The sequence below is a fragment of the Streptomyces sp. NPDC001544 genome, from assembly GCF_042894285.1.
Classification (GTDB): Bacteria; Actinomycetota; Actinomycetes; order Streptomycetales; family Streptomycetaceae; genus Streptomyces.
Genome location: NZ_JBIAVN010000008.1, coordinates 88,975 through 110,789, shown reverse-complemented (window position 1 = coordinate 110,789; position 21,815 = coordinate 88,975). Strand labels below are relative to the sequence as shown.

Annotated in this window: 23 protein-coding genes, 1 pseudogene and 1 riboswitch; of the genes and pseudogenes, 13 read left to right on the top strand and 11 right to left on the bottom strand. The window is 70.7% G+C overall.

Annotated elements, in window-relative coordinates:
* Window positions 1-112 precede the first annotated feature (112 nt).
* From pyrH to ACFY0F_RS21590, 4 genes and pseudogenes are all read left to right on the top strand, one after another.
* A complete protein-coding gene (pyrH, locus tag ACFY0F_RS21605) occupies window positions 113-871 on the top strand; it encodes a UMP kinase (protein WP_388796523.1) in 759 nt (252 codons plus the stop codon).
* 138 nt (window positions 872-1,009) lie between these two features.
* Window positions 1,010-1,567: a ribosome recycling factor gene (gene frr, locus ACFY0F_RS21600; RefSeq protein WP_064537659.1), complete on the top strand. Its 558-nt coding sequence runs from the start codon at window positions 1,010-1,012 to the stop codon at window positions 1,565-1,567.
* Window positions 1,567-2,694 carry a phosphatidate cytidylyltransferase gene (locus ACFY0F_RS21595; RefSeq protein ID WP_388796519.1) on the top strand — a complete coding sequence of 376 codons (1,128 nt, stop codon included), beginning with the start codon at window positions 1,567-1,569 and terminating at the stop codon, window positions 2,692-2,694. The genes frr and ACFY0F_RS21595 overlap by 1 nt, the downstream gene beginning before the upstream one ends.
* Before the next feature lie 127 nt (window positions 2,695-2,821).
* Window positions 2,822-2,963 (top strand): annotated as a pseudogene (locus tag ACFY0F_RS21590) (ATP-binding protein); the annotation flags it as partial.
* 129 nt (window positions 2,964-3,092) lie between these two features.
* Here the strand turns inward: ACFY0F_RS21590 and ACFY0F_RS21585 are convergent.
* Window positions 3,093-3,488, bottom strand: coding sequence for a DUF2267 domain-containing protein (locus ACFY0F_RS21585; protein WP_388797062.1), 396 nt, complete (start codon window positions 3,486-3,488; stop codon window positions 3,093-3,095).
* A gap of 181 nt (window positions 3,489-3,669) precedes the next feature.
* Entirely contained in the window at window positions 3,670-4,002 is a 333-nt protein-coding gene (locus ACFY0F_RS21580) for a J domain-containing protein (protein ID WP_388796516.1), read from the bottom strand.
* Window positions 4,003-4,370: 368 nt separating this feature from the next.
* Here ACFY0F_RS21580 and ACFY0F_RS21575 point away from each other — a divergent pair, with 368 nt between their 5' ends.
* Window positions 4,371-4,769, top strand: coding sequence for a hypothetical protein (locus tag ACFY0F_RS21575; protein ID WP_388796513.1), 399 nt, complete (start codon window positions 4,371-4,373; stop codon window positions 4,767-4,769).
* A gap of 137 nt (window positions 4,770-4,906) precedes the next feature.
* The gene (locus ACFY0F_RS21570; RefSeq protein WP_388796510.1) at window positions 4,907-5,059 is read left to right on the top strand and encodes a hypothetical protein; all 153 of its coding nucleotides are present in this window, start codon (window positions 4,907-4,909) and stop codon (window positions 5,057-5,059) included.
* Window positions 5,060-5,359: 300 nt separating this feature from the next.
* On the opposite strand, the gene ACFY0F_RS21565 is transcribed toward ACFY0F_RS21570, so the two are convergent.
* Complete coding sequence (locus ACFY0F_RS21565) at window positions 5,360-5,782, bottom strand: Hsp20/alpha crystallin family protein (protein ID WP_388796507.1); 423 nt, start codon at window positions 5,780-5,782, stop codon at window positions 5,360-5,362.
* Between the two features lie 360 nt (window positions 5,783-6,142).
* Here ACFY0F_RS21565 and ACFY0F_RS21560 point away from each other — a divergent pair, with 360 nt between their 5' ends.
* The 3 genes from ACFY0F_RS21560 to ACFY0F_RS21550 all read left to right on the top strand — a co-directional run bounded on the left by ACFY0F_RS21560 (window position 6,143) and on the right by ACFY0F_RS21550 (window position 7,698).
* Window positions 6,143-6,523, top strand: a complete 381-nt coding sequence (locus ACFY0F_RS21560; RefSeq protein ID WP_388796504.1) for an Hsp20/alpha crystallin family protein — start codon at window positions 6,143-6,145, stop codon at window positions 6,521-6,523.
* A 50-nt stretch (window positions 6,524-6,573) separates the two neighbouring features.
* Complete coding sequence (locus ACFY0F_RS21555; protein WP_388796501.1) at window positions 6,574-6,753, top strand: hypothetical protein; 180 nt, start codon at window positions 6,574-6,576, stop codon at window positions 6,751-6,753.
* Window positions 6,754-6,912: 159 nt separating this feature from the next.
* On the top strand, window positions 6,913-7,698 hold the full coding sequence (locus ACFY0F_RS21550) for a DUF1963 domain-containing protein (protein ID WP_388796498.1): 786 nt from the start codon (window positions 6,913-6,915) through the stop codon (window positions 7,696-7,698).
* A gap of 325 nt (window positions 7,699-8,023) precedes the next feature.
* Here ACFY0F_RS21550 and ACFY0F_RS21545 read toward each other — a convergent pair whose 3' ends face one another.
* Complete coding sequence (locus ACFY0F_RS21545; protein ID WP_388796495.1) at window positions 8,024-9,145, bottom strand: FAD-dependent oxidoreductase; 1,122 nt, start codon at window positions 9,143-9,145, stop codon at window positions 8,024-8,026.
* A 317-nt stretch (window positions 9,146-9,462) separates the two neighbouring features.
* On the opposite strand from ACFY0F_RS21545, the gene rlmN reads away from it, so the two are divergent.
* The 4 genes from rlmN (at window position 9,463) to ACFY0F_RS21525 (ending at window position 14,535) form a co-directional block, all read left to right on the top strand.
* Window positions 9,463-10,569, top strand: a complete 1,107-nt coding sequence (gene rlmN, locus ACFY0F_RS21540) for a 23S rRNA (adenine(2503)-C(2))-methyltransferase RlmN (protein ID WP_388796492.1) — start codon at window positions 9,463-9,465, stop codon at window positions 10,567-10,569.
* Window positions 10,570-10,591: 22 nt separating this feature from the next.
* Window positions 10,592-10,699: riboswitch (TPP riboswitch) on the top strand.
* 70 nt (window positions 10,700-10,769) lie between these two features.
* Window positions 10,770-11,852, top strand: a complete 1,083-nt coding sequence (locus tag ACFY0F_RS21535) for a thiamine ABC transporter substrate binding subunit (RefSeq protein ID WP_388796489.1) — start codon at window positions 10,770-10,772, stop codon at window positions 11,850-11,852.
* 44 nt (window positions 11,853-11,896) lie between these two features.
* Window positions 11,897-13,498, top strand: coding sequence for an ABC transporter permease (locus tag ACFY0F_RS21530; protein ID WP_388796486.1), 1,602 nt, complete (start codon window positions 11,897-11,899; stop codon window positions 13,496-13,498).
* Complete coding sequence (locus tag ACFY0F_RS21525; RefSeq protein ID WP_388796483.1) at window positions 13,498-14,535, top strand: ABC transporter ATP-binding protein; 1,038 nt, start codon at window positions 13,498-13,500, stop codon at window positions 14,533-14,535. The genes ACFY0F_RS21530 and ACFY0F_RS21525 overlap by 1 nt, the downstream gene beginning before the upstream one ends.
* A gap of 386 nt (window positions 14,536-14,921) precedes the next feature.
* Here the strand turns inward: ACFY0F_RS21525 and ACFY0F_RS21520 are convergent, their stop codons facing one another.
* From ACFY0F_RS21520 to ACFY0F_RS21490, 7 genes are all read right to left on the bottom strand, one after another.
* Window positions 14,922-15,653: an LAETG motif-containing sortase-dependent surface protein gene (locus ACFY0F_RS21520; protein ID WP_388796480.1), complete on the bottom strand. Its 732-nt coding sequence runs from the start codon at window positions 15,651-15,653 to the stop codon at window positions 14,922-14,924.
* Between the two features lie 172 nt (window positions 15,654-15,825).
* Window positions 15,826-16,950: an LOG family protein gene (locus ACFY0F_RS21515; protein WP_388796477.1), complete on the bottom strand. Its 1,125-nt coding sequence runs from the start codon at window positions 16,948-16,950 to the stop codon at window positions 15,826-15,828.
* A 49-nt stretch (window positions 16,951-16,999) separates the two neighbouring features.
* Window positions 17,000-17,407 (bottom strand): VOC family protein, encoded by a 408-nt coding sequence (locus tag ACFY0F_RS21510; protein ID WP_388796474.1) that lies wholly within the window; start codon window positions 17,405-17,407, stop codon window positions 17,000-17,002.
* A 118-nt stretch (window positions 17,408-17,525) separates the two neighbouring features.
* The gene (locus ACFY0F_RS21505; RefSeq protein ID WP_388796471.1) at window positions 17,526-18,911 is read right to left on the bottom strand and encodes a hypothetical protein; all 1,386 of its coding nucleotides are present in this window, start codon (window positions 18,909-18,911) and stop codon (window positions 17,526-17,528) included.
* The gene (locus ACFY0F_RS21500) at window positions 18,893-19,633 is read right to left on the bottom strand and encodes an ABC transporter ATP-binding protein (RefSeq protein WP_388796468.1); all 741 of its coding nucleotides are present in this window, start codon (window positions 19,631-19,633) and stop codon (window positions 18,893-18,895) included. Before ACFY0F_RS21500 ends, ACFY0F_RS21505 begins: the two co-directional genes overlap by 19 nt.
* A 192-nt stretch (window positions 19,634-19,825) precedes the next feature.
* Window positions 19,826-21,208 (bottom strand): aspartate aminotransferase family protein, encoded by a 1,383-nt coding sequence (locus tag ACFY0F_RS21495; RefSeq protein WP_388796465.1) that lies wholly within the window; start codon window positions 21,206-21,208, stop codon window positions 19,826-19,828.
* A complete protein-coding gene (locus tag ACFY0F_RS21490; protein WP_388796463.1) occupies window positions 21,193-21,708 on the bottom strand; it encodes an Lrp/AsnC family transcriptional regulator in 516 nt (171 codons plus the stop codon). Before ACFY0F_RS21490 ends, ACFY0F_RS21495 begins: the two co-directional genes overlap by 16 nt.
* Window positions 21,709-21,815 lie beyond the last annotated feature (107 nt).

Here is a 21,815-nt window from a genome sequence, read left to right as displayed (position 1 = left end):
GGACGACAGCAGATCTGACGAGGAGGCCATTGCCGCGCATGGGAGCGAGAAGCGACCCCAACCGGCAGTGGCCTTCTTCGCATGTGCACCACGTAACAGAGGCGGGATCCCCATGACCACCAAGGACCAGAAGAGCGACGACGGCAAAGTACACGGCCGGTTTCTGCTGAAGCTGTCCGGAGAGGCGTTCGCCGGCGGCGGGGGCCTGGGCGTCGACCCGGACGTGGTGCACAAGATCGCCCGTGAGATCGCGGCCGTCGTGCGCGACGGCGCCGAGATCGCGGTCGTCATCGGCGGCGGCAACTTCTTCCGCGGCGCCGAACTCCAGCAGCGCGGCATGGACCGCGCCCGCTCGGACTACATGGGCATGCTCGGCACCGTGATGAACTGCCTCGCCCTCCAGGACTTCCTGGAGAAGGAGGGCATCGACAGCCGGGTGCAGACCGCCATCACCATGGGCCAGGTCGCCGAGCCGTACATCCCGCTGCGCGCCGTGCGCCACCTGGAGAAGGGCCGCGTGGTCATCTTCGGCGCCGGTATGGGCATGCCGTACTTCTCCACCGACACCACCGCCGCCCAGCGCGCCCTCGAGATCGACGCCGAGGCGCTGCTCATGGGCAAGAACGGCGTGGACGGGGTCTACGACTCCGACCCCAAGACCAACCCGGACGCGGTCAAGTTCGACGCCCTCGGCTACGGAGAGGTCATCACCCGCGATCTGAAGGTCGCCGACGCCACGGCGATCACCCTGTGCCGTGACAACAAGCTCCCGATCCTCGTGTTCGAGCTGCTGGCCGAGGGGAATATCGCGCGGGCCGTCAAGGGTGAGAAGATCGGCACGCTTGTGGGTGATCAGGGCAGCCGGGCCTGACCGGACCACCCGGGACCTCGCCGGGGGATGGACAATGACCTGCCGGTCGGGAACCGTGCAGGAAGAAGACGCGACGCAGCCGGCCGCCGCCGCCAAGGAACCGCAGCCGGGCCTACTCAAGACACGCAGGAGCAAGTGGTGATCGAAGAGACCCTCCTCGAGGCCGAGGAGAAGATGGAGAAGGCCGTCGTGGTCGCCAAGGAGGACTTCGCCGCGATCCGCACCGGCCGAGCACACCCGGCGATGTTCAACAAGATCGTGGCCGACTACTACGGCGCGCCGACGCCGATCAACCAGCTGGCTTCGTTCTCCGTGCCGGAGCCGCGCATGGCGGTCGTGACCCCGTTCGACAAGACCGCGCTGCGCAACATCGAGCAGGCGATCCGCGACTCCGACCTGGGCGTCAACCCGAGCAACGACGGCAACATCATCCGCGTGGTGTTCCCCGAGCTCACCGAGGAGCGCCGCCGCGAGTACATCAAGGTCGCCAAGGGCAAGGGCGAGGACGCCAAGGTGTCCATCCGTTCCGTCCGCCGCAAGGCCAAGGACGCCATCGACAAGCTGATCAAGGACGGCGAGGTCGGCGAGGACGAGGGCCGCCGTGCGGAGAAGGAACTCGACGACACCACCGCGAAGTACGTCGCCCAGGTGGACGAGCTCCTCAAGCACAAGGAAGCGGAGCTGCTCGAGGTCTGATGAACGACTCTTCCTGGGGCGCTCCGCCGCACACCGGGCCACCGGCCGGGTACTGGGGGCCCACCGACCGGGGGCCGGTCCAGGGACCTGCTCCGGCGGGGCCCGCGTACGATGCGCAGGACGCGCAGCAGACTCGCCCCATGCCCAGCGTGCCCGACGTACCCGCGTTCGGCGGAGACCAGGAGACACCGCAGGCCCACCCCTACGGACCGTATGACATGCCGCGGACATCGCCCCACGGGGCGGCGCCGCAGAATCCGGAGCCCATGCCCGACGCCCCGCAGCCGGCGCCCGCGCCCGCGCCGCAGAAGAAGAGCGCGGGCCGGGACCTGGGTGCGGCCATAGGGGTCGGCGTCGGGCTCGGTGTGGTGATCGTCGCCTCCCTGTTCGTCGTCAAGGCCGTGTTCGTCGGCGTCATAGCGGTCGCCGTCGTCGTGGGCCTGTGGGAGCTGACCAGCAGGCTGCAGGAGCGCAAGGGCATCAAGGCGCCCCTGGTCCCGCTGGCGCTCGGGGGTGCGGCGATGGTCGTCGCCGGGTACCTGCGGGGCGCGGAGGGCGCCTGGGTGGCGATGGCGCTGACCGCGCTGGCCGCGCTGGTCTGGCGGATGACCGAACCGCCGGAGGGCTACCTCAAGGACGTCACGGCGGGCGTCTTCGCGGCGTTCTACGTCCCGTTCCTGGCCACGTTCGTCGCGATGATGCTCACCGCCGACGACGGCCCGTGGCGTGTGCTGACCTTCCTGGCGCTGACGGTGGTGAGCGACACCGGCGCGTACGCCGTCGGCTGGCGCTTCGGCAGGCACAAGCTCGCCCCGCGGATCAGCCCCGGCAAGACGCGGGAGGGGCTGCTCGGCGCGGTGCTGTTCGCCATGGTCGCGGGCGCGCTGTGCATGCAGTTCCTCATCGAGGACGGCGCCTGGTGGCAAGGTCTCGTTCTCGGCCTCGCGGTCGCGGCCAGCGCCACGCTCGGCGACCTCGGCGAGTCGATGATCAAACGCGACCTGGGCATCAAGGACATGGGCACGCTGCTCCCGGGCCACGGGGGCATCATGGACCGCCTGGACTCACTGCTGCCGACGGCTCCGGTGGTGTGGCTGCTGATGGTGTTGTTCGTCGGCTCGGCCTGAGCCGCGCGCAGGACCGCACGGGCCCCCGTACCGCACCGGTACGGGGGCCCGGACCGCGTAGCCGGCCAGCGTGAGGATCTCCAGCAACGCTTGGCGCAGCGCGGCCCGGATCCCCTCGTACTCCGCGGCCCTGCCGGTGGCGCAGCACGCTGATCCGGGCCCCGTCGGCGAGCACGGCCTGGAAATCGTGATGGCCGTGTGCCCGAGCTTCGAGGTGCATCCGCGAGCCGGTGGGCAAACGCACCACCGCGGCGGTCATGCCGGCCTGACGACCCCACCGGTGACATCAGCGGGCATCAGCCCTGACGGGCCGCACTGCACCGCCCGGCGCCGCGCGGGCGTGGTCATCGGGTGGTTGTTGGGCGGCGGGTGTGCGAGCACCGGGCGCGGTGGCTCGGTCAGGTGGGTTGGGGGCGGCCGAAGAGCAGGTCGTAGCCTGCGGGGAGCTGGAGCAGGACCTGGGCCAGGAGGTCGTCGTCGGCAGCGTCGGCGACGGCGCTGAGGACGGCGCTGACGTCCCAGGCTGCGGTCTGCTCGGTGGCCCCCTCGATCCAGGCTGCCGTCGCCCGCACGAACCTCTCCGGCGGCAGCGGCTCGGCGCTCTGCAGGGGGTTGAGCAGGATCAGGGCGAAGTCTTCGGGCAGGCACGCCGCCAGCTGGGCGCGCACCTCGCCGACCAGATGTGCGCCCAGCAGCGCGAGGACCACGCGCGCCGCGCGCTGTGCTTCGTGCTCGGTTTCGTACTCACCGCGTTCCTTCACCTGGTCGAGGAACGCTTCGCGGCGCAAGGCCACGTCTGCCACCACCCTTCTTCAGCTCCTTGGCTCCGGTGAGTGCGGGCGAGGGGGAGGCCAGGTGCCTCGTCCGTAGTCGTGGGGAGGCCCCAACGGCCGGTCGGCCGACGGCGCAATCTCCTCCCGCGGCCCGCTGAAGGCGATTTTGCTCTCCCTCCTCGTCCTCACCTCGTTCTTCGCCTCACCGGCCGGGAATCCACCGGACCGGACCCGCACGCAGCGGCGGCTCGCGGCGGATGGCCCCGAGCGCCGCGGTGTACCTCCACGCGGGACGACCGGGCACCGGCCCTGGCTGATGCGCGTGGCGCTGGTCGTAGGCTGCCCGCAGGGCCGGATCGCGCAGTGTCTCGTACGCTGCCCGCACCTCGCCGAACCGTGCGGCGGTGGCCGCGTCCACGCGGGTGTCGGGGCGCAGTTCCCGCACCCGGGCGCGGAAGGCGGAGGTGATCTTTTCGGGCGTCGCCGAAGGCTGCACCCCCAGCACCGCGTACAGGTCGGATTGCGGCTCCCGCACCGGCACGTCCGGCCACCCCCTCGCCCATTGTGAACTGCTGTTTCTCTTCTGACTTGCCTACCCTTTGAGATAAAACCTGAGCCTTGTCTTGTCAAGCCTGTGCGAGGTATAGGGGAGGTGTCAGGAGTGCTCCCGGGACTGCGGGACGCAGTGCCGGTGGCGAAGGGGTTGAACGAGACGGCTGGGCTTCCTCGCGGCGCACTGGGAGAACAGTTGGGCCGTGATGGAGATCAAAGGCGCCCTGGACGGGGCCACTGCCCGGGAACTGCGTGACTTCGCTGCCTCCGTCAGCCCGTTCACCCCTCCCTGGGCGCAGCCCTGTCAACGCCCCGAACCGCGCCACTACACCGGACGGGAGGTGCAGTGCAGTGATCACCGAACTCGCTGTCGAACGCGTGGAGTTCACCTGCGGCTCGTGCTGGCACAGCTGGAGCGTCGACTACGACGTGCAGCGCTACCGAGACGCTCTCGACGCCGAATGGGAGGTCTTCTACCGCGACAACACCGCCGTACCTTCCCCCTACACCCCGCAGGGCGCACCACCGTGCGAGCACTGCGGCCGCCGCTGGGTCGGGTGCCTGGTAGCGCGCCGGCCCGTGCCGCTGCCCGGTGACGCCGAGGCGCCCCGCAGCCGTGTCCCGGCCGAGGGCGGCCACCGTCGCGAGCGGCACAGCGCGCCGATGCTGCGTGCCGCCGGTCACCCCCAGCCGCAGTCCGGCACGACAGGTTCCCAACGGTCGACCCACTCGTCCCCAACCGGTCGTTGACCGGGCACGCGCTCAGGCGCTTCAGTCCCCTGCGCAGGGAGGCGTCGTGGTCGGGCGTGGGTGTGAGCTGCGGCATTGCCGCCCTTCTCGTCCGGCCCCACCATGGCCGGACGGGACGTCAAGGAAAGCAGCTCCTCATGGGTGATCATGTGCATGTGCGGCTCAGCCAGGGTCTGAGCGTGTCCGAGACCGGGGAACTTGTCGAGCACTCCCGCTGCCGGTGCGGGGCCACCTTCACCAGGGTGTTCGACGCCGACGGCGGGGAGCCGGAGCGTCCGCCCCGCTCGTGACTCACCGGCACGGCAAAGGAGATCCCCCGCATGGCCTGCACAGGGCAGCGGTCCTCAGCCGTCGGGGCCGCCTGTTCCCGGACGGCGCCGCTGAGACGATGATGTTGTCCCCCTCACCTGCCCTCAACGAACGCCGACCGGGTTGTGGCCGTGCACGGCTGGGCCAGGGCACGGTCACGGGGACCGTCGCCTTCCCGCGTCCTCGTGACCGACGGTTGGTTGTTCCCGGGCGGGGCCAGGGACGGTTTCAGGGCCTCGGACTGCTGCCCGAGGCCCTGAGGCAGTGGTGTTGCTGTGGCGTCAGCCGCCCAGTTCCTTGTGGTCGCTGCGGCCGCTGATGGCGATCTTGCGGGGCTTGGCCTGCTCGGCTACCGGGATGCGCAGCTTCAGCACACCGGCCTCGTAGGAGGCTTCGATCTTCTCGGTGTCGAGGGTCTCGCCGAGGAACAGCTGCCGGCTGAACGCCCCCGCGGGCCGCTCGGTGACCACCGTTTCGGTGTTCTGGCCGTACGCCGGCTTGCGTTCGGCCTTCACCGTCAGGACGTTGCGCTCGACATCGAGATCGATGGACTCCGGGTCCACGCCCGGCAGGTCCAGCTCCACGAAGAACGTCTCACCCTCACGCCAGGCGTCCAACGGCATGCCCGCCGGGTGTGCGGCCGTGCCCCAGACCCGCTCGACGAGCCGGTCAAGCTCGCGGAAGGGATCCGTACGCATCAGCATCTTGAGTTCCTCCTTGGTGTCTCTCTCGCTCTCGCGTCCTTCGCTCTCCTTCTGATGTACCACTACGCCGGAAAGTTGACAACTGTGGGCTCAACTTTCTTTCCCGGCCATCCTGCGCCGACCACCAGACCGCCCCGGCGTCCGAAGCCGTCGGCGCAAACCAACACTCACAGCACGGGCAGGGAATTGAGCCTGCCATTGTCAACTTCATGCAGCCAACACTTGTCAGACAATCTTCTGAGGGGTTATACGAATGGTGGTACTCAATCGTGGGGCCGCAGTTCCTGCGCGGCTGCCTCAGGGAGGGAGAAATTGGACATGCTTGCGCGTCCGGGCGTTGTGGGTGATCTCGACTTGCTCGTGAATCAGCTCGCGCATGTCGGCGCATCGGCCGACAGCGTCATCCCGGCGGATGCCTGGCGTGACGACGAAGCGCTCTACCTGCAGTTCGACCTGCCCGGCATGGACCGCTCCACCATCGAGCTGACCACGCAGCAGCACACGGTGACCCTGACCGCCGAGCGGCCCTCCCCGATCCCGGTCGACGCCCGGCCCGTACTCACCGAGCGGCCCACCGGCCGCTTCGCCCGCCGCCTGGCCCTGTCCGACGCACTGGACACAGCAGCCACCGAGGCGGCCTACGACAACGGCGTCCTGACCCTGCGCATCCCGCTGGCCGCACACGCCAAGCCCCGCAAGATCGCCATCTCCGGCGGCGCACCCAAGCAGCTGAGCCCCTGAGAACTGCCTGTCTGCCCGACCGTCCCATCTCATCGAGGGAGGGTGAAGCCGTGGGCGCCCTGCTGTGGCTGCTCATACCGCTCGTCGCCGGCATCGCCGCAAGCGTCTGGGCCTGGGGCACCGGACGCCGTAACCCCAGCCCGCCCGACCACGACACCTGGGAAGACCTCGGCCGCTATCAGCGACTGCGGACCGTCCTGAGCACCAACGGTCATGGGGCTCGATGGTGACGGTGGGCAGGACCTTTATCCCGGCGGCGGTCACGGCGCGCTGCTTTTCGCCGCCACAGCAGTTCGGCCGAAGGCACGCCCTCATGCGTGGTAAGTGCGCCCTTCTGGAGCGGGAGTTGGGGGTCAGTCGGTGTCAGTGGGTCCCGGCATGATCGCGGTATGACCACTTCGATCGTGGAAGAGCTCGTTCTCCGGACGGCCGCGAGGCATGGCGTTCCCGGGCCGGTCGCACAGGAGCTGCTCGCCGGCTCCCGACCGTGCCTCCACCTGGTCGCTTTCCACGGCCTGACGCTCGCCCAGCGGGAAGAGGCCCGTCCTGCCGCGCGCACGGGAGGCCTCCCCTTCCTGCCGGACGGCGTCGACTGGCCCGATGGGCGCAACCCTCTGGTGCTGACCGTCGATTGCGCGGCGCTCCCTCGTGCAGCCCTGGACATCGAGCTGCCGTCAGACGGGAGCCTGTTGTTCTTCACCCAGATCGAGTACGAGCCGGAGTCGTCGGTGGTGCTCCACGTTCCCGCCGGCGTGCGGACCACGGAACGCTCGGCGACGTACGAGCTCGACGGGGAGCCGGAGCAGGTCAGGGTCTACCAGCCGGATGTTCTGTATCCGGTGCCGGGACTGACCGTCTCACCCGATTGGCGCGACTCCCCGGCGACCAGCGCGTTCCTGGACGGTGGCGCGGACCGGGACGACATCCTGGACGATTTCGAGGACGCCGTGCGGAGTGCGGCAGCGGGCGGCGCCTCATACGGAGTCGCCGTCCAACTGGGCGGTTTCTCCAGCCCTTGGCAGTCGGCTCCGGACGAGGGCGATCTCGTCCTCCTCGCGCAGATACACGGTCAGTCGATCGACCGCGACGTCTACACCCAGACGCTGATCGTCGGCACCCACGAGGACATCGCAGGGCGCCGGTACGAAGCCTTGGAGTTCGAGCAGCAGGTCTGAACAGCCACCGGTTTCCTCACCGCGGCTCTGGCTCCTTTCCTTCCGGTGGTGGCCGGTTCTGGTGTTCGCCACGGACCGGCGGGTTCGGGGTCCGTCGGTGCTCACCTGGGCCGTCGGCCGAGGATGCCACCTGGTGTCCCGGCCGGCCGTCCTGCGGGGACTCAGCGTGACGACCGGCGTCGTCCCGATCGGCCTGGGCGCCGCAGTGACAGCGGGAGTCTGAGCGCACCAGCATCAGCAGTTCACCCGACCCCCGATGATCACGCGATGGCCGTACCCGTTCCCCGCCGGGTCCGCGGCAAGATCGCGAACCCGGACCGAGGTATCAGGAGTGATCGAACAGAGTGACTGCGCTCTGCGGTGCCTCCCGGCCGAAAAAGACTTCCAGGTTCTGCGCCGAGCGCTCGGCGGCGTGGCTACTGCGAGGGAACAGCCGCTCTTCGTAGGCGCTGAGCGCGACCTCGATGTCGGGTTGCTCAACCAGCTCGCCGGCCAGGTCCGCGCCGTCGTACATGGCGAGGTTCGCGCCCTCGCCGGCGAAGGGTGACATCAGATGCGCGGCGTCGCCGACGAGCGTCACTCCGGGCACCCTGTCCCATGTGAGTCCGACGGGAAGGGCGTAGATGGGGCGGAGCCACGGCTGCGCGTCGCTCTCTGTCACGAAGGCGGTGAGCAGCGGCGACCAGCCGTCGAACTCGCCGGCAAGTTGGCGGAGGCCCGCGGACGGGTCGCCGAAGTCGATCGACCCCATCCACTCCTCGGGCTTGTTCAGCGCCACGTATCCGCGCACGCTCCCGTCGGCGTAGCGATGGGCGATGATGCCTTTGCCCGGCGCGACGGCCATCAGCGTGCCGCTGCCGATCGCAGCCACGCTCGCCCGGCGGTTCTGGCCGCCCGAGGCGAGGGCGATCTCGATGAAGCAGGTTCCGCTGAAGAGAGGCTCGGCGGGCGTGAGCAGCGGACGCACCTTCGACCAGGCGCCGTCCGCGCCGACGACGATGTCGGCGCGCGTGGCGGAACCTTCCGCGAAAGTGAGGACGTAGCCGCCCTCCGGACGGTGCCGGACCGAGGCGACTTTGTGACCCCACCTGATCGTCCCGGGCGCCAGCGAGTCGATGAGCAGGCGCCTGAGTTCGCCACGATCCACCTCAGGACGGGCTGAACCGGGGTCCGCGGGCATGTCGAACAGGATCGTGCCGTGACGGTCGACCACACGCTTGGCGTCCTCGCCCGGGCGGACCAGAGTGAGGAACTCGTCGTACAGACCAGCCGCGCGAAGCGCGACCTGTCCGGTCTCCTCGTGGATGTCGAGCAGGCCGCCCTGTGCACGGGTCGTCGCCGAAGCCTCACCCTCGTAGATCGTCGCGGCGACACCGTGAGCCTGAAGCACCCGGGCGAGCGTCAGCCCGCCCAGTCCCGCTCCGACGATGGCGATGGTCTTCTGCATGCTGCGCTCCCTGGGTAGCGCCGACACGCGTCGGCGATGGTCAGCGCCGTGAGCGGACGGGGTGTCCGGTCTCGGCAGGAGACGCTCACCGATCAGAACCATCTGCGTCGATGTATGTGCGACGCCCGGCGGGTGGACCCGCGAGACATCGTTTTTCGCGACCCCGCGACTATAGCCCGGCATCCGCCTCGCAGTGGCCGGGGCCGGGTCTGGGCCGTCCGAAGCCGACCAACGCTGACAGACAGCACCCACGGGTGACCGTCCCCACCCCGCTCCGGCCCGGGCCGCCGGAGTTGATCTGCGACACTGGAGGGGTTATGCCTGCACCCGGAGAACTCACTTTCGTCGCCCCGCGCGGAGCCAAGAAGCCGCCGCGGCATCTCGCCGACCTCACGCCTGCCGAGCGCAAGGACGTGGTGGCCGAGATCGGGGAGAAGCCGTTTCGTGCCAAGCAGCTCTCGCAGCACTACTTCGCGCGGTACGCGCACGACCCGGAGCAGTGGACCGACATCCCCGCCGGGTCGCGTGGCAAGCTGCGGGAGGCGCTGCTGCCGGAGTTGATGACGGTGGTGCGGCATCTGTCGACCGACCAGGGGACCACCCGCAAGACGCTGTGGCGGCTGTTCGACGGGACGCTCGTCGAGTCCGTGCTGATGCGGTATCCGGACCGGGTGACGATGTGCATCAGCTCGCAGGCGGGGTGCGGGATGAACTGCCCGTTCTGCGCGACCGGACAGGCGGGGCTCGACCGGAACCTGTCGACCGCCGAGATCGTCCACCAGATCGTCGACGGGATGCGCGCGCTCAGGGACGGCGAGGTCCCCGGTGGCCCGGCGCGGCTGTCCAACATCGTCTTCATGGGGATGGGGGAGCCGCTCGCCAACTACAAGCGGGTCGTCGGCGCCGTCCGGGCTCTCACCGACCCCGCGCCGGACGGGCTGGGACTGTCCCAGCGCGGTATCACCGTGTCCACCGTCGGGCTCGTCCCGGCGATCCACCGGTTCGCCGACGAGGGCTTCAAGTGCCGCCTCGCGATCTCGCTGCACGCGCCCGACGACGAACTGCGCGACACCCTCGTTCCCGTGAACACGCGCTGGAAGGTGCGGGAGGTGCTCGACGCCGGGTTCGAGTACGTCGAGAAGTCCGGCCGCCGGCTGTCCATCGAGTACGCGCTGATCCGGGACATCAACGACCAGGCCTGGCGCGGTGACCGGCTCGGGCGGCTGCTCAAGGGCAGGCCCGTGCACGTCAACCTCATCCCGCTGAACCCCACGCCCGGGTCGAAGTGGACCGCCTCCCGGCCGGAGGACGAGAGGGCGTTCGTGGAGGCCATCGCCGCGCATGGCGTGCCCGTCACCATCCGGGACACCCGGGGGCAGGAGATCGACGGGGCCTGTGGTCAGCTGGCGGCCACGGAGCGATAGGATCTGGCCACATCACATCTTCATATTCCGACAGGGGAGCGCCACAGCGCTGAGAGTGCGGCAGACGGGCCGCAGACCCTCTGAACCTCGCCCAGGTCATTCTGGGTAGGAAGTTCGGTCACCCACTCAAGCTGTTGTGCCCTGCCCGGACGTTCCGGGCGGGGCCGCGTTCTTCCTGGCCTACCCCAGGAGGACATCCAGTGCACCGCAAGACGTTCGTGGCCGCGGCCGCCGGGCTCGGCCTCGTGGCGCTGTCCGCTCTGACGGGGTGCGGGTCGTCCGGCGCCAAGGGGGCGGCGGACTCCAGGACCGTCACCCTCGTCAGCCACGACTCGTGGGCCGTGTCCAAGAGCGTGCTCGCGGACTTCGAGAAGAAGTCCGGGTACAAGGTCAAGGTCCTCAAGAGCGGCGACGCCGGACAGGCCGTCAACAAGGCCATCCTCACCAAGGACAACCCGCAGGGCGACGTCTTCTTCGGCGTGGACAACACCCTGCTCTCACGGGCCCTCGACAACGGGCTGTTCCAGTCCTACCGGGCCAAGGGACTGGACACGGTGGGCGCCGGATACCAGCTCGACAAGGGCAAGGACCGGGTCACGCCGGTCGACTACGGCGACATCTGCGTCAACTACGACAAGGCGTACTTCGCCCGGCACAAGCTGGCCCCGCCCCGGTCCTTCGCCGACCTGGCCAAGCCCGAGTACAAGAACCTCCTCGTCACCGAGAACGCCGCCACCTCCTCGCCCGGCCTCGGGTTCCTGCTCGGCAGCGCGGCGCAGTTCGGCGACCAGGGCTGGCAGGGCTACTGGAAGAAGCTCAAGGCGAACGGCGTCAAGGTCGTCGACGGCTGGGAGCAGGCCTACTACCAGGAGTTCTCCGGCTCCTCCGAAGGGAAGAAGGCCGGCGGCGACAGGCCGCTCGTCGTGTCGTACGCCTCCTCCCCGCCCGCCGAGGTGATCTACGCCAAGAAGCGGCCCAGCACCGCCCCGACCGGTGTGTCGACGGGCACCTGCTTCCGGCAGATCGAGTTCGCGGGACTGCTGAGCAACGCCAAGAACACCAAGGGCGGCAAGGCGTTCATCGACTTCCTGCTCTCCAAGGAGTTCCAGCAGGACATGCCGCTGAACATGTTCGTCTACCCGGTGGTGAAGGGCGCCGCCGTGCCCGCCGAGTTCACCGAGTACGGGCCGCCCGCCGCCGATCCCGAGACCATGGCCCCCGGCAAGATCGCGGCCAACCGTGACCAGTGGGTCAAGTCGTGGACGTCACTCGTACTGCGGTAGCACCCCGCAGAGGCGCGCGCGGGAACGCGGTGCGGCTCGGCCTCATGGCCGTGCCCGTCGCGTTCTTCGCCGTGTTCTTCGCCTGGCCCGTGGCCGCGATCGTCGCGCGCGGGCTGAAGGTGGACGGCGCCTGGCGGTTCGGGCGGATCGCGGACGTGGTCAGCCAGCCCGACATCCGGCACGTGCTGTGGTTCACCGTCTGGCAGGCGCTCGCCTCCACCGTGCTCACCCTGCTGCTCGCGCTGCCCGCCGCCTACGTCTTCGCCCGGCTCGACTTCCCCGGCAGGCAGGTGCTGCGGGCCGTGGTCACGGTGCCGTTCGTGCTGCCGACCGTCGTGGCCGGAGCCGCCTTCCTCGCGCTCGTCGGACACGGCGGGCTGCTCGACGACCTGTGGGGCGTGCGGCTGGACACCACCGTGTGGGCGATCCTGCTGGCCCACGTCTTCTTCAACTACGCCGTCGTCGTCCGCACGGTCGGCGGGCTGTGGGCGCAACTCGACCCACGGCAGGAGGAGGCCGCCCGGATGCTCGGCGCGTCGCCGCTGCGTGCCTGGCGGAAGGTCACACTGCCCGCCCTCGGGCCGGCCGTGGCCGCCGCCGCGCTGATGGTGTTCCTGTTCACCTTCACCTCCTTCGGCGTGGTGCAGATCCTCGGCGGGCCCGCCTACTCCACCGTCGAGGTCGAGATCTACCGGCAGACCTCCGAGATCTTCGACCTGTCCACGGCCGCGGTTCTGACGCTGGTGCAGTTCGTGGCGGTGGGCGCGATCCTCGCCGTGCACGCCTGGACGGTGCGGCGGCGGGAGACCGCCCTGCGCCTGGTGGACGCCTCGGTGACGGCGCGACGGCCGCGCGGCGTGGGCCAGTGGGCGCTGCTGGCCGGTGTCCTGGCCACCGTCGCCCTGCTCCTCGTCCTGCCGCTCGCCGTGCTCGTACGGCGCTCCCTCGACGCTCCCGGCCTCGGCTACTACCGGGCGCTGACGGACTCCGACGGCGGAACCTTCCTGGTGGCGCCGCTGAACGCCGTGTGGACCTCACTGGAGTACGCCGCCGCCGCCACCGCCATCGCCCTGGCCGTCGGCTCCCTGGCCGCCGCCGCGCTGGCCCGCCGGGACGCGGGGCGGATCGTGCGCGGCTTCGACGCGCTGCTGATGCTGCCGCTCGGCGTGTCCGCCGTGACCGTCGGCTTCGGTTTCCTCATCGCGCTGGACAGGCCGCCGCTGGACCTGCGCCAGTCCTGGATCCTGGTCCCGCTCGCGCAGGCACTGGTCGGCGCGCCCTTCGTCGTACGGACCATGCTGCCCGTGCTGCGGGCCGTGGACGGGCGGCTGCGGGAGGCGGCGGCCGTGCTCGGGGCGTCGCCCTGGCGGGTGTGGCGGGAGGTCGACCTGCCGATGGTGCGGCGGGCGCTGCTGATCGCGGCCGGGTTCGCCTTCGCGGTGTCGCTGGGGGAGTTCGGGGCGACCGTGTTCATCGCGCGGCCCGACAACCCGACGCTGCCCGTCGCGGTGGCGCGGCTGCTGTCCCGGCCCGGCGATCTCAACTACGGGCAGGCGATTGCCCTTTCCACGATTCTGATGCTGGTGTGCGCGACGGCCCTGCTGGTACTGGAGCGGCTGCGCACGGACCGGACGGGGGAGTTCTGATGCTGCTGAGCCTCGATGCCACGACCGTGCGCTTCGGCGGACGGGCCGTGCTCGACGCGGTCGGCCTGGACGTCGCCGAGCACGAGATCGTCTGCGTGCTCGGGCCCAGCGGCAGCGGGAAGTCGACGCTGCTGAGGGCGGTCGCCGGGCTGCAACCCCTCGACTCGGGGCGGGTGTTGCTCGACGGGCGTGACCAGAGCGGGGTGCCCGCGCACCGGCGCGGGGTGGGGCTGATGTTCCAGGACCACCAGCTCTTCCCGCAGCGGGACGTGGGCGGCAACGTGGAATTCGGGCTCCGGATGCACGGGATCCAGAAGGCGCAACGGGACACCCGGGTGCGGGAGTTGCTGGACCTGGTGGGCCTGCCGGGCGCGGCCCGCCGGGCCGTCGCCGGGCTGTCCGGCGGTGAACAGCAGCGTGTGGCACTCGCCAGGGCGCTCGCGCCACGGCCCCGGCTGCTGATGCTGGACGAGCCGCTCGGGCAGCTCGACCGCTCGCTGCGGGAGCGGCTGGTGGTGGAACTGCGGGAGCTGTTCGGCCGGTTGGGGACCACCGTGCTCGCCGTGACGCACGACCAGGGAGAGGCGTTCGCGCTGGCCGACCGGGTGGTGGTGATGCGGGACGGGCGGATCGCCCAGTCGGGCACGCCCCTTCAGGTGTGGCAGCGGCCGGCCGACGAGTTCGTGGCCCGCTTCCTCGGCTTCGACAACGTGACCGACGCGACGGTCGCCGGGGAGGCCGCGGACACGCCTTGGGGCAAGCTGCCGGTGCCGCAAGGAGCGCCGCAGGGGGCCCGTACGGTACTCGTCCGGCCCGCCGGGGTCCGGCTCGTCCCGGCCGGTGAGGGCCTGCGCTGCACGGTGACCGCCCGTACGTTCAAGGGCACCCATGTCGCCGTCCACCTCCAGCCCGAGGACGCCCCGCGCCTGGAGGCGGCGTGTGCGCTGAGGGACGCGCCGGAGGTCGGCGGCGCGGTCGGCGTGGAGTTCGACGCGGCCGAGATCGTCGTGCTGGACGGGGAACCGTCCGCGGACTAGGGGGTGTCTTGTGGATCAGGCCGGTTGAGACCGGCGGCGTCTTCCAGCCGACCCGAGCGGGGGCGATGGGGGTGCCCCCGCGCGAGTCTGTTCGAGCGTGGGGGAGTCGGGGACCGACGACAACGCCGGTGGGGGCCCCTCCCGCTCGAGCGAAGTCGAGAGTGGGGGAGTGCGTGCCGGACCCCGCGACCCCGGCGTGATCCACAAGACACCCCCTAGGGCCGGTCCGGCGGGTCAGGTCGCAGGAAACGGGCGGTGCCTCATCGCCGCGGATGGGCGTGCCGAGCCCCGCGTCTGCGGCATGATCCGCCGGACAGGCCCTTGACGCCAGTGGCCCGCCCCCGGAACGACGGGACGGGCCACGGAGGCGGACCGGAACTGAGAGGTCAGCGGCCGCTGTGCGAGCCGCGGCGGCGCATGCCGTAGAACACCGCGCCGCCGCCGACGAGTACCAGGGCGGCCGCGACACCGGCGATCAGGCCGGTGTTGGAGCTGGCACCGGTCTCGGCGAGGTTCGACTCGCCGACCGCCGGGGACGGCGCGTTGTCCGAGGTGCCGGCCGGGGCGGTGCCCGCGCTCTCCGACGCCGACGCCGAGACCGTCGCCGTGGCCGAGGGGCTCGCGGACTTGGCGGGGGCGGGGGCGTCGGCGGATGCCGACGCCGATGCCGACGCGGTCTCCGTCGCGGTCGCGGTCGGCTTCTCCGACTCCTCGGTCTTGCAGGCCGTGGAGGGGGTGGTCAGGTTGGGCGTGATGTCCTTGTCGACCTTGTTGCCGGCCTTGACGTGGACGCGGTACGTCGCGTTCGGCTTCCAGTCCTCCGCGAAGGTGACCGGGGTGCCCGCGGCAGAGCCCTTGACCTCCGTCGGCTTGCCGACCTTCTTCACGTCGGCGCCGTTGTTCTCCAGGAACACGGTGATGACGGCCGGGGTGCCGCCGGCGTCCTTGTCCGTGACGACGATGACGCCGTTGCTGCCGTCGCAGGTGGCCTCGGCGGAGAAGTCACTGATGTCGCAGGCGAGCGCGGTGCCCGCGACACCCAGCGCCAGAGCGGCGGTTGCGGAGGCGACACCCAGGACGCGCACGGAACGGCGAGAGCTGCGGCGAGTTTTGGACACGTTTGTCCTTTACAGATTGCATAGCTGCGGGGGGCTGGGCGGGAGATGGCGCGACGGCGGCATCGTGAGCCATCGTCAGCATCATCAACCCCTAGAGGCTCACAGGTTTATAAGCGCTCCATAAGTAGTGTCAACGCATCAGCATTCTACACGCGTTGGCTTTGCCCGCTTATTAACCGGCGAGACGTTTCAACGCCTCCGGAGCCTCCTCGATCCGGTCAACAAGGGCGATTCGGGACTCCATCGGCCGGCCCTGGCCGAGCGCCCGCAACAGGGGCCACACCGGCAGCCGCTCCGTCCAGTGCGTCCGGTCCACGAGCACCATCGGCGTGGGCTCGCCCCGCGACTCGTAGTAGTTCGGGGTCGCGTTGTCGAAGACCTCCTGTACGGTCCCGGCGGCGCCCGGCAGGAACACCACCCCCGCGTTGGAGCGGGCCAGCAGGCCGTCCTCGCGGGTGGCGTTGGCGAAGTACTTGGCGATGTGCGCGGCGAAGGCGTTCGGCGGTTCGTGACCGTAGAACCAGGTCGGGATGCCCACCGACGCGCCGCCCCCGGGCCAGCGGTCGCGGACCTCGAACGCGGCGTGCGCCCAGTCGGTCACGGACGGCCGGAACGAGGGGGCCTTGGCGAGGAGCTGGAGCGCCTCCTTGAGCATCCCGTCGTCGAAGGGCGCGGCGTACGCACCGAGGTTGGCCGCCTCCATCGCCCCCGGCCCGCCACCGGTGGCCACCGTGAACCCGGCCCGCGCCAACTCCCGGCCGAGGCGGGCCGCACCGGCGTACTCCTCGGTGCCGCGCGCCATCGCGTGGCCGCCCATCACGCCCACCACCCGCTCTCCGGCGAGGAGTTCGTCCAGCGCGTCGGAGACGGCGTCGTCGTGGATCGCGCGCAGCATGGACGAGTAGACGTCCCCGTCGGCCTTCGTCCGCTGGAACCAGACGTACGCCTGGGCGTCCGGCGTCGCCTCGTACCCCTCGTCGAGCGCCTCGAACAGCTCGTCGGGGGTGTAGACGAAACCCCGGTACGGGTCGAAGGGCAGGCCCGGGACGGGCGGGAACACCAACGCCCCGGCTGCACGCACCCGGGCGGTCGCTTCGGGGTCCATCGGGCAGCCGAGGAAGACGGCGCCCGAGGCGTCCAGGCGGAGCAACTCACTTGTACGGCCCGTCAGGTCGACGGCCTGCACACGGAACCGGGCGAGGGTGCCGTGCTCGGCGACCACCTCGTCGAACTCGGCGAGGGACTCGATCTCGTGGTCGTGGGCGGCGCGGTGGGGCTGGGCGGGTGTCGGATGCACCCGCCCATGCTGGCACAACCGCCCGCGCCCGGCTCCGGGTTCTCCGGTCTCAGCCCTGGACCGCCGCCGGGTCCATCCACATGATCTCCCAGGTGTGTCCGTCGAGGTCGTCGAAGGCGCGGCCGTACATGAAGCCGTGGTCCTGCGTCCGGCCCGTGTCGGTGCCGCCCGCGGCCACCGCCCTGTCCACCAGCTCGTCGACCTTCTCGCGGCTCTCGGCGCTCAGACACACCAGCACCTCGCTGGTCTTCGTCGCGTCGGCGATCTCCTTGTCGGTGAACGTCGCGTAGAACGGCCTGGTGAGCAGCATCGCCACGATGGTGTCGCTGATCACGACGGAGGCCGCGTTGTCGTCGCTGAACTGCGGGTTGAGCGAGTAACCCAGCTCCGTGAAGAACTTCTTCGAGGCGTCGAGGTCGTTCACGGGCAGGTTCACGAAGATCATCTGCTGGTACATGCCGGGTCTCCCGTCGGGGTGCGGTGCGCGTTACGGGGATGTGGACCGGCGACCGACGCGGAACTCATCGGCGGTCGGAAAATTTTCTTCCCGGCTTTCTCAGCTCTGTCAGCTCTGCTCAGCGCGCCAGGGGAAGCGCGGCGAGACCGGCGACCACCAGGGTGAGCGGGCCGAACAGGGCGAGCAGCGCGCCCGCGCGCAGGGCCGCGGCGGCGCGCAGCACCGTGGCGCGGGCACCGAGCCGGAGCAGCGCGGCGGTGGTGTCGGCGCGGGACTCCCTGGCCTCCACGGCCGCCATGAGCAGCGTGGCCATCGTGCAGCCGGCCACCAGGAGGGTGCCGAGACGGGTCAGCGGACCGAAGGACGCCAGGTCGCGGTCGTACCGTGCCGTCATCGCGTACACACCGGACACGACGGCGCAGACGACGCCCAGGGGGCGGCCGATACGGGGGGACTCCGCCATCAGACCGCGGCCGGCGAGCAGCCTGAGCGCGCCGGGGCGGACCGCCTGCAGCAGGCGCCCGCACAGGTGGGTGAGGCCGGGGGCGGCGAGCCGGAGGCCCAGGGCGGTGAGGATCCAGCCGGCGAGTACCGCCGCGGGGCCCTCCGGGAGGGCGGCGGTGGAAGGGGCGGCGTAGGACTCCACGGCAAGGCCTGCGGCCAGCACGGCGATGCCCCAGGGGAGGCCGCCGGGGGCTTCTCGGGGCGGCGGGTGGCTGCCGGGGGCGTCGGTCCGGTAGGCGCCCGGGGCCGGTGTCTCGGGGTCGGTCACCTCGTCCGGGGACTGCTGTGCGCCGTCGGCGATGGCGGGGGCACCGGGCGCGCGACCCGGCACTGACAAGGGGCCGCTGCGCCCACCCTCCCCCACTCCCGGCTTCGCTCGAGCGGGGGTACCCCCATCGCCCCGGGCGGCACGACTGCCCGCAGCTACGGCAGTTGCGGCAGCTACGGCGGCATCGGCGGCAGCCGCGGGCGAGGACACCCGGACCCGGGCGTCCCGGGGCCGCAGTACCAGTGCCACCACCGCCGAGGCGGTGACCGGGATCAGGGCCAGCAGGGTGAGGGCGGCCGGGACGGGCAGGGGGCGGTCGGCGGCGAGGAAGGCGGTGGCGCCGTCGAAGGGCGTGCCCGGCAGGTCGCCGCGCAGGTGCAGGAAGAGCACGAGCGCCGTCGTCGAGCCGAGCGTGCAGGACAGGGCGGTCGTCAGGGCGGAGACGGCCATCAGCCGGGCCGGACCCAGCCCCAGCGCCGACAGGCCGGTCCGGGGCCTGGTGCCGGGATCCGCGCGGGCGACGGCCACCGCGAGCTGGACGGTGGCCGCCAGCGGGAGCGCGCACCAGCCCAGGCGGAGGAGGAGCGAGGTGGGCGCCGCGTCCGGGTGGCCCAGCGCGTAGCCGAGGGTGCACAGCAGCAGGAACCCCGTGCCCGCGGCGGCCGCCGCCACCAGGAGACGCCGCAGCTGGACGGCGGGACGGGCGAGCCGGGTCAGACGGACAGCGAGCACGCGGCCCGGCCTTCCGCCTCGGGCGAGCCCGGCAGGTGCACGGTCTGCACGCGCCGCCCGTCCAGCAGCGCCACCGTGCGGTCGGCGAGGGCCGCGGTGTCGGCGTCGTGGGTGGCCAGCACCACCGTGATGCCGTGCGAGCGGGCCGCGGTGGTCAGCGTCCTGAGCACATGCCCGCGATCGGCGCGGTGCAGGGGAGCCGTCGGCTCGTCGGCGAAGAGGACCGTCGGCGCGGGGGCCAGCGCCCGGGCGATCGAGACGCGCTGGCGTTCGGACTGCACCAGCTCGTGCGGACGCTTGCGGGACTTGTCGCCGACGTCCAACCGCTCCAGCCACTCCTGCGCGGCCGCCTTGGCCCGGCGGCGGCCGGTGCCGCGCAGCATCAGGGGGAGGGCGGTGTTCTCCCAGACGGTCAGCTCGGGGACCAGCACGGGTGCCGGGTCGATCCAGCAGAAGCGGTCCCGGCGCAGCCGCTCGCGGCGCATGGGACCCATGGTGTGCACCGGCACGCTGTTGAACCAGACCTCCCCGGCCTGCGCCCGCAGCTCGCCCGAGAGGCAGCGCAGCAGGGTCGTCTTGCCGCTGCCGCGCGGACCGCTGACGGCGAGGATCTCGCCCTCCCGCACACCGACCGAGACACCGGCCAGCGCCGGCGAGCCGTCGGGGTGCGTGTACTGAAGGGAGCGTGCCCAGAGCACGTCGTTGTCCGGCGGGGCCTCCATGGGCGTACACCTCGGTTCTGATCCTCGATTCCCGTGCCAAGTCCCTCGTACGGGGGAACGAAGGCGGGGACGATCGGTCACTCGGCACGCTAGGCAGTGCACCGGGGGAGGCCGGACAGCACACGGCCCCGGGCCGCCCTTTCTCACTCGAACGGGCGGCCCGGGGCCGTATCTGATCACACTGTCAGCCGATCACAGCTTGGTCCACGCCTCCGTGAGCGTCGCGCGCAGGATCTGCTCGATCTCGTCGAACGTCCCCTGGTCGGAGATCAGCGGCGGGGCGAGCTGGACGACGGGGTCGCCGCGGTCGTCGGCACGGCAGTACAGGCCGTTGTCGTACAGCGCCTTGGAGAGGAAGCCGTACAGGACGCGCTCGGTCTCCTCCTCGTCGAAGGACTCTTTGGTGTCCTTGTCCTTCACCAGCTCGATGCCGTAGAAGAAGCCGTTGCCGCGGACGTCGCCGACGATCGGCAGGTCGTGCAGCTTGCGCAGCGTGCCGAGGAACGCGGCCTCGTTGTCCAGCACGTGCTGGTTGAGGTTCTCCCGCTCGAACAGGTCCAGGTTGGCGAGGCCCACCGCGGCCGACACCGGGTGACCGCCGAAGGTGTAGCCGTGCAGGAAGGTGTTGTCGCCCTTGTAGAACGGCTCGGCCAGGCGGTCGGAGACGATGCAGGCGCCTATCGGGGAGTAGCCGGAGGTCATGCCCTTGGCGCAGGTGATCATGTCCGGGACGTAGCCGAACTTGTCGCAGGCGAACATCGTGCCGAGCCGGCCGAAGGCGCAGATGACCTCGTCGGAGACGAGCAGCACGTCGTACCGGTCGCAGATCTCGCGGACCCGCTGGAAGTAGCCGGGCGGCGGCGGGAAGCAGCCGCCGGCGTTCTGCACCGGCTCCAGGAAGACCGCGGCGACCGTGTCCGGGCCCTCGAAGAGGATCTGCTGCTCGATCTGGTCGGCGGCCCAGCGGCCGAAGGCCTCCGGGTCGTCGCCGAAGATCGGGGCGCGGTAGATGTTGGTGTTCGGGACCTTGTGCGCGCCCGGCACCAGCGGCTCGAAGGGGGCCTTCAGGGCCGGCAGGCCGGTGATCGACAGGGCGCCCTGCGGGGTGCCGTGGTAGGCGACCGCGCGGGAGATGACCTTGTGCTTGGTCGGCTTGCCGACCAGCTTGAAGTACTGCTTGGCGAGCTTCCAGGCGGTCTCGACCGCCTCGCCGCCGCCGGTGGTGAAGAAGACCTTGTTCAGGTCGCCGGGCGCGTAGTCGGCGAGCCGCTCCGCCAGCTCCACGGCCTTGGGGTGGGCGTAGGACCACACCGGGAAGAAGGCCAGCTCCTGCGCCTGCTTGAAGGCGGTCTCGGCGAGCTCCGTGCGGCCGTGACCGGCCTGGACCACGAACAGACCCGCGAGACCGTCGAGGTAGCGCCTGCCCTTGTCGTCGTAGATGTAGGTGCCCTCGCCGCGCACGATCGTGGGGACGGGGGAGTTCTCGTACGAGGACATGCGGGTGAAGTGCATCCACAGGTGGTCGTACGCGGTTCGGCTGAGGTCCTTCTGGCTCACGGTTATCGGGTTCCCCACATGTAGGTCTGCTTCTTGAGCTTGAGGTAGACGAAGCTCTCGGTGGAGCGCACGCCGGGCAGCGCCCGGATGCGTTTGCTGATGACGTCCAGCAGGTGGTCGTCGTCCTCGCAGACGATCTCGGCGAGGACGTCGAACGAACCCGCCGTCATCACCACGTACTCGACCTCCGACATGTCGGACAGCGCGTCGGCCACGGCCTCGACATCGCCCTCGACGTTGATCCCGACCATCGCCTGCCGGCGGAAGCCCACGGTGAGCGGGTCCGTGACGGCGACGATCTGCATCACGCCCTGGTCGAGCAGCTTCTGGACGCGCTGGCGCACGGCCGCCTCGGACAGGCCCACGGCCTTGCCGATCGCGGCGTACGGCCGGCGGCCGTCCTCCTGGAGCTGCTCGATGATGGCGAGGGAGACGGCATCCAGCTGGGGGCTGCCGTTCCTGGACTCGCGGGAGTCCCTCTGGTCTGCGCTTCGACTGGCCACGAGCTCACTGTGCACGACGTCTCGACAGTTCCGCAAGGCTCGATCGATGAAATTCGTTGTTTACGCGCCTGAAGCCTGCGGATTCCGTACTCACGCCGCGACCGGGGGTGTTGAAAACGTCG

What these genes read in the sequence shown, in the direction of transcription:
- pyrH (WP_388796523.1), top strand. Translation starts at nt 113, where the DNA reads ATGACCACCAAGGACCAGAAGAGCGACGACGGCAAAGTACACGGCCGG.
- ACFY0F_RS21595 (WP_388796519.1), top strand. Translation starts at nt 1,567, where the DNA reads ATGAACGACTCTTCCTGGGGCGCTCCGCCGCACACCGGGCCACCGGCC.
- ACFY0F_RS21570 (WP_388796510.1), top strand. Translation starts at nt 4,907, where the DNA reads ATGGGTGATCATGTGCATGTGCGGCTCAGCCAGGGTCTGAGCGTGTCC.
- ACFY0F_RS21565 (WP_388796507.1), bottom strand. Translation starts at nt 5,782, where the DNA reads ATGCTGATGCGTACGGATCCCTTCCGCGAGCTTGACCGGCTCGTCGAG.
- ACFY0F_RS21550 (WP_388796498.1), top strand. Translation starts at nt 6,913, where the DNA reads ATGACCACTTCGATCGTGGAAGAGCTCGTTCTCCGGACGGCCGCGAGG.
- ACFY0F_RS21545 (WP_388796495.1), bottom strand. Translation starts at nt 9,145, where the DNA reads ATGCAGAAGACCATCGCCATCGTCGGAGCGGGACTGGGCGGGCTGACG.
- rlmN (WP_388796492.1), top strand. Translation starts at nt 9,463, where the DNA reads ATGCCTGCACCCGGAGAACTCACTTTCGTCGCCCCGCGCGGAGCCAAG.
- ACFY0F_RS21530 (WP_388796486.1), top strand. Translation starts at nt 11,897, where the DNA reads ATGGCCGTGCCCGTCGCGTTCTTCGCCGTGTTCTTCGCCTGGCCCGTG.
- ACFY0F_RS21525 (WP_388796483.1), top strand. Translation starts at nt 13,498, where the DNA reads ATGCTGCTGAGCCTCGATGCCACGACCGTGCGCTTCGGCGGACGGGCC.
- ACFY0F_RS21510 (WP_388796474.1), bottom strand. Translation starts at nt 17,407, where the DNA reads ATGTACCAGCAGATGATCTTCGTGAACCTGCCCGTGAACGACCTCGAC.
- ACFY0F_RS21500 (WP_388796468.1), bottom strand. Translation starts at nt 19,633, where the DNA reads ATGGAGGCCCCGCCGGACAACGACGTGCTCTGGGCACGCTCCCTTCAG.